Genomic DNA, 5,893 nt, shown 5'->3' with positions numbered 1-5,893 from the left:
GGTCGGCTCGAACGCGTAACTGGGAACCGATCGGCACCGTGCTGTTGAACCCGGATCGAGAGCAACAGGTCGAGAAAAGAGCGGCATAGTTAGACGGTTGACGCGACAACTACCTTGAAAAACGCCGGGGACGAGAGTACAAGGAACTTGGAGGGGTAAAGTAATGAGCGTCATTGCAACCATCGTACTTAACGAAAAACCTGAAGAGGTAATTCTATTTCTTACCAAAAATGAATTAGGCATCTCCTTTCCTCGGCTTGATGGCCTTTATAATCTGGCTAACTGGGCGCATGTGGAGAACAACATAGGGTTATTGAAACTTGTCAAGAAAATGTGTGATGCCGGTTTTATAAAAAATAATGGGCTCAGAGTTGTGAGGGGACCCAACTGGAGAGAGCCGGCATTCATGCTCGAAGGCAAATATACCTTTGATTGACAGCACCAAGTGCCTGAACGCAGGTGCCAGAGAACGGTGACAGTAGCCATCATTTCGTGGTCGTCCGGTTCCCTTGTCCAGTCGTTTAAATCATCGAAGGTTTCCCAGGTTGAGCCGCTGTCGCAGCGGCTCTTCTCTTTGTTACGGGCATATTGCTACTCCGCAGCCTGCGCTCGCAACCGCCGCCCAATCACATCCATCAAATCACACCCATCGCGCAACGGAATGACCAGCAACTTGGAAAAGTCCTCCAACACCACCGTGTCGCAACCGAGTTCGGATCGGTAGGCGATGTTTTCCAGCACCTGTGTGACTGTCCGAATACGGTAGTCGGCCATGGCTTGCAGAACGTCGAGTGGGGCTTGGGTGTCGATGAGCAGGGAAGCCGGAACCAGGTCAATTCCGGTGAGAGGCATATATCGATTCATTTTGAATGATCTCTGTTTGTTAGGCTCAAGGCCGTCAGTTGGTCATTCTCTGTTGTCAGGTCGCCAAACCCGAATCGCCATTTGGGCGACGGCGCCGACTATAAGCCGCATAAGATCAGCGCGGGAAGGTGAGACATTCCGAGCTTCATGTAGGACCCGCGACGATGAAACTTCAGACCTTTCACATAACGTCACTGGAAATATAAATGCAGACCTGAGATGTTCACGGCCCCTTGGATTCAGCCGCCCACGCTATCCTTACTCATCGCTCACGCCGTCGAGATGGACCTTCACGAATGCAAACCCCAAACATCCAACGCCCCCTCTGGAAAACCTACCTGTTTTTCCTCGCCCCGATGGTTCTGTCGAACTTCCTGCAATCCATGTCCGGCACGGTCAACAGCATCTACATCGGCCAGATGCTCGGCACCCAGGCGCTGGCGGCGGTGTCGGGGATGTTCCCCATTGTGTTTTTCTTCATCGCCCTGGTGATCGGCCTTGGTGCCGGCGCGGGTGTGTTGATCGGGCAGGCGTGGGGTGCGCGTGAGATGCATCTGGTGAAGGCCATCGCCGGGGCGACCTTGTTGTTGGGGGTGTTGATCGGCTTGGTGGCGGCGGTGGTGGGGAGTGTGTTTGCGCGGTCGGCGTTGGTGGGGTTGGGGACGCCGGCGGATGTGCTGGACGATGCGGTGGCGTATGCCCATGTGATGTTGTGGATCATGCCGTCGTTGCTGGTGTTTGTGTTGTTCACGCAGTTGTTGCGCGGAGTGAGCGATACCTTGTCGCCGTTGTTGGCGCTGGTGGTGTCGACCATGGTCGGGCTCGCGCTGACGCCGGTGTTGATTCGCGGGTGGCTGGGTTTTGCGCCGATGGGGATTCAGAGTGCGGCGATTGCCGGGCTGGTGGGTAACCTGGTGGCGATGGGGTTGCTGGCGTGGCGCTTGCTTGGCAAGGGCCATCCGTTGGCGCCGGACCGCGAGTTCTTCGCAGCGATGAAACTGGACATGGCGATCCTCGGCAAGGTGCTGCGCATCGGGTTGCCCACCGGGTTGCAGATGGTGGTGTTGTCGTTGTCAGAGCTGGTGATTCTGGCGCTGGTGAACCAGCACGGTTCCCAGGCGACGGCGGCGTATGGGGCGGTGACGCAGATCGTCAATTACGTGCAGTTCCCCGCGCTGTCGATTGCGATTACCGCGTCGATTCTTGGGGCGCAGGCGATCGGGGCGGGGCGCATCGAGCGCATCGGGCCGATCCTGAAGACCGGGCTGATGATCAATGTGTGTCTGACCGGTGGCCTGGTGGTGCTCGGGTATTTGTTGTCGAGCTGGTTGCTGGCGTCGTTCCTCACCGAAGAGGCGACGCTCAACATGGCTCAGCACCTGTTGCACATCATGCTCTGGAGCCTGTTGGTGTTTGGCTTCCAGGCGATCATCGGCGGGATCATGCGCGCCAGCGGCACGGTGATGGTGCCGGTGGGGATTTCCATTGTGTGCGTGGTGGGCGTGCAGTTGCCGGCGGCGTATCTGCTGGATGCGAAGTTCGGGCTGCAAGGGGTGTGGATGGCGTTTCCGGTGGCGTATCTGGGGATGCTGGTGTTGCAGACGTTGTATTACAAAGTGGTGTGGCAGCATCAGAAGATTGAGCGGTTGGTGTAGGCGGTTTTTTTGATTGCCTGTTCGCGATAGCGGTGGTTCAGTGGTGTAGATGTTGACTGTGCTGACGCTTTCGCGAGCAGGCTCGCTCCCACAGGGGGAGTGGTGTTAGTAGTACTTGTGCATGACAGGCATGCCTGCCTGGGGAGGTTTTAAATGAACCCCTTGTCCCATTCCATCCTGCAAGACCGGCCCGCGGCCGGGCGGCGTTTGGTAGAGCCGCTGCTGCCTTACGCTAACCGTCCCGATGTGATCGTTCTTGCCTTGCCCCGTGGCGGAGTGCCGGTGGCGTATGAGGTGGCCACAGCGCTGAAGGTTCGCCTGGACCTGATGCTGGTGCGCAAGCTCGGCGTGCCGTCCCACCCGGAGTACGCCATGGGCGCGATTGCCAGCGGCGGTATCCAGATTCGTAATGAAGAGGCACTGCGGGTGCATCCGATTGCCAAGGCTGCATTCGACGCCGTGGTCGAACGGGAAAGCCGCGAGCTGTTGCGCCGCGAGCAGGTCTATCGGGGCAAGCGGCCGGCGGTGCAGATCAAGGATCAGGTGGTGATCCTGATTGACGACGGCCTGGCCACCGGCGCTTCGATGAGGGCGGCGATCCAGGCGCTGCGGGTACAGGCGCCATCGCGGATCGTGGTGGCGGTGCCGGTGGCGCCAATCGAAACGGTGCAGGCGCTGCGCAGAGAGGTGGATGAGTTGATCTGCCCGCTGATGCCCGAGTGGTTCATGTCGATTGGCCATTGGTACATGGATTTTTCCCAGACCTCGGATGCCGAGGTGATCGACCTGTTGCGGCGGGCGTGGCTGCGCGAGGGGGGCGGGTAGCGCGGGCAGGTGGTCGCAAATCAACGGTCGAGGTGGAATAAACGCCGGTTGTTTGCTTTAGTCCATCTGATGCCACCCGATCTGTGCGGCACGCCAACTCAAGACGGGAACCCTCCCGGAGAGTGCCATGAACCTTCGATCCGCGCGTTGCGTCGCTCTGGCCGGCACGTTGGTGTTCGGCCTGGTGCCGTTTGCTGGAGCCGTGGAATACAAGGATGTGAACGCCAGGGCCAGCACCTTGAGTTTCACCTATGAGCAGATGGGTTCGAAAGCCTACGGCACCTTTGGCAAGTTCAAGGCCAAACTCGACTTCGACACCGATAACCCCGGCGCCGCCCATGCAGTACTGACCATCGACCTGAAAAGCATCGATGCCGGCAGCAGCGACGCCAACACCGAGCTGCAAAAAACGGCGTGGTTCGACACCGCGACTTATCCGGTGGCGACCTTCGAGTCGACGTCCATCAAGGCCCAGGGCGACAACCGCTACACCATCACCGGCAAGCTTTCCCTGCGCGGGCTCACTCGGGAAGTGAGTGTGCCGGTGTTGCTGAAATCGGAGAGCGCCATCGGCATCTTTGAGGGCCAACTGGTGCTCAAGCGTGACGACTTCAAGATAGGCGAGGGCGAGTGGGCGGACAGTGTGGTGTCCAACGATATCAATATCCGCTTTCGGATGGTGGCACTGCAGCGGTGACGGGTGGCCCCAATCGCGAGCAAGCTCGCTCCCACATTCGGACTTTGGTGAATGTAAAATCCGAGTACGCTGCACAAAAGAAAAACGCCCGATCCACGTTGCATGGACCGGGCGTCGATCAACCCGCTCTAGTTTGCCTTTATCGGCACCGTCACGGTTTTGCCGAAGGCCGATTTGATGGTCGCTGTCGGGCTAGGCGACGGGCCACTGCCGGCGGTCGTCACCGCTATGTTCCAGCGCGCGCCTGTCGGTGTCTGCGTCAGGACGGCGGCGCCAAGGTTCACCGTACCGGTCGTGGTCGTGGCGGTCGCCGTGATCTTATTGCCCGTGAAACGCGACGTGGTGCCGGACAGGACCCAATACCAGCGGCTGTTGCTGCGGGCGGTGACGGTAGCGGTGGTGACGATCAGGCTCTCGTTGATCGCTGCCGAGACCGCCACGGACACCGTCGCCGGTTCCGACTCCGCACCCTTGGCATCGGCGGCCCTATAGGTAAAGGTCGCGGTAAACGGCGCGGGGACTGTGGTCGGTGGTGTGTAGGTCACACGCGTACCATCGGTACTGACCACGCCCTTGCCGGAGTCCGGTTGCTCCAGCCCCACCACTTTGAGTGGCACGTTAGCGTCAGGGTCGGTGTCGTTGGCCAGCACGTTGATGATCACCGGTTGGCCGGTATTACTGATGGCGCTGTCGGGGTTGGCGATCGGTTTTTGGTTATCGCCATCGTCATTATCACGTGTATCTCCAGTGCGGAAGGTCGGCAGCGCGGCGGAGTTGACGTAGGTGACGCCGTCCCAGCCGGGCAGGGGGGTTGGCATCAACTGGAACTGGCCAGGGTTTTCGACATCCCAGCGCAGCAGCATGGAGGTGTCCTCGTGCTGGGTGTTGTGGCAGTGCTCCATGTAGGTCCCGGCGAATTCACGGAAGCGGATCGCCATTTCCACATCCACCGAGCTGTCGATGCCCGCGCCGATGCGATAGACGTCCTTGCGTGCCCATTTTTCCCATTCCGGCGGCGCCTTGCCGTCGCGGTGGAGGATGATGCCTTCTTCGAAGTGCACGTGCACCGGATGGTTCCAGCCGTTGCCACCGTTCCTGATTTTCCACACTTCCAGGGTGCCGTCGCCGGAGAACCCGGCAGGGGTCGGGCCGTTGGCCAGTTGCGGAGCGGCGCTGATGATCCGAGGGTCCATCTGGAAGCCTAGACCACCGTCGGTCTTGATCGTCCAGGGGGCTTCGTCGGTACCGTCGGAGCGACCGAAGATGAACTCGCGGTGCCGCGCCACCTTGAGCTTGGCCTGCATCGCGGGGTCGTCGCGGTTGATGGTCAGCGGGATCATGCTCTTGCCGGCCGGTTTGCCCGGTTTGGCGGGCTCGTAGTCGGCGGGGTTCATGCTCACGTCCTGGCCCGCATAAGGCTGAACCACCATCTGCATGAATTTGCCCACCACCGGGTCGCCGGCGTCCCATTGCAGCCCGTTACTACCGAGCTTGAGCACCGCCTTGTACCTGCCGGACAGGACATCGGCCAGACTCAGCAGTGTAGCCTCCGGACCCTTGCCGTCGTGGTGCTCCATCAGGTTGACGAAGTACAGCTTGTCGCCGGTGCTGATCCCGTTTTTCGCGAAGTTGACGATGATGTCGTAACGCTCGGCGATACCCATGGTGGGCAGGATGGCGTTGTGGTTCTGCGGATCGCCGTCGGCGTCCAGGTCCATGCTGCCGTCGAACGGCACGGCGTGTTCCATGAGGTTGCCGTCGTTGGCGATCAAGTGGAACGGCACGCGGGTATAGGACAGGCCGGAACCTGCCGGGCCGGGGTATTCACCACCGGTGCCGACGACTTCACGCA

General features: G+C 60.1%; 6 protein-coding genes. 4 read left to right on the top strand and 2 right to left on the bottom strand.

What is annotated here, in order from left to right:
* Nucleotides 1-163 precede the first annotated feature (163 nt).
* Nucleotides 164-436, top strand: a complete 273-nt coding sequence (locus tag BSF44_RS28955) for a hypothetical protein (protein ID WP_095946407.1) — start codon at nt 164-166, stop codon at nt 434-436.
* 155 nt (nt 437-591) lie between these two features.
* On the opposite strand, the gene BSF44_RS28950 is transcribed toward BSF44_RS28955, so the two are convergent.
* The gene (locus tag BSF44_RS28950) at nt 592-864 is read right to left on the bottom strand and encodes a hypothetical protein (protein ID WP_095946406.1); all 273 of its coding nucleotides are present in this window, start codon (nt 862-864) and stop codon (nt 592-594) included.
* A gap of 296 nt (nt 865-1,160) precedes the next feature.
* Between BSF44_RS28950 and BSF44_RS28945 the strand changes: the two genes are divergently transcribed.
* From BSF44_RS28945 to BSF44_RS28935, 3 genes are all read left to right on the top strand, one after another.
* The gene (locus BSF44_RS28945; protein ID WP_095946405.1) at nt 1,161-2,519 is read left to right on the top strand and encodes an MATE family efflux transporter; all 1,359 of its coding nucleotides are present in this window, start codon (nt 1,161-1,163) and stop codon (nt 2,517-2,519) included.
* A gap of 153 nt (nt 2,520-2,672) precedes the next feature.
* Nucleotides 2,673-3,344 carry a phosphoribosyltransferase gene (locus tag BSF44_RS28940; protein WP_095946404.1) on the top strand — a complete coding sequence of 224 codons (672 nt, stop codon included), beginning with the start codon at nt 2,673-2,675 and terminating at the stop codon, nt 3,342-3,344.
* 127 nt (nt 3,345-3,471) lie between these two features.
* A complete protein-coding gene (locus tag BSF44_RS28935; RefSeq protein WP_095946403.1) occupies nt 3,472-4,041 on the top strand; it encodes a YceI family protein in 570 nt (189 codons plus the stop codon).
* A gap of 128 nt (nt 4,042-4,169) precedes the next feature.
* On the opposite strand, the gene BSF44_RS28930 is transcribed toward BSF44_RS28935, so the two are convergent.
* Nucleotides 4,170-5,893 (bottom strand): Ig-like domain-containing protein (locus tag BSF44_RS28930; RefSeq protein ID WP_150130709.1); only part of this gene is annotated, 1,724 nt, incomplete at its 5' end.

It is taken from the genome of Pseudomonas sp. ACN8, from assembly GCF_002303925.1.
Taxonomy (GTDB): Bacteria; Pseudomonadota; Gammaproteobacteria; order Pseudomonadales; family Pseudomonadaceae; genus Aquipseudomonas.
The sequence above is the reverse complement of the archived record's forward strand: the minus strand, read 5'-3'. Positions and strand labels throughout refer to the sequence as shown.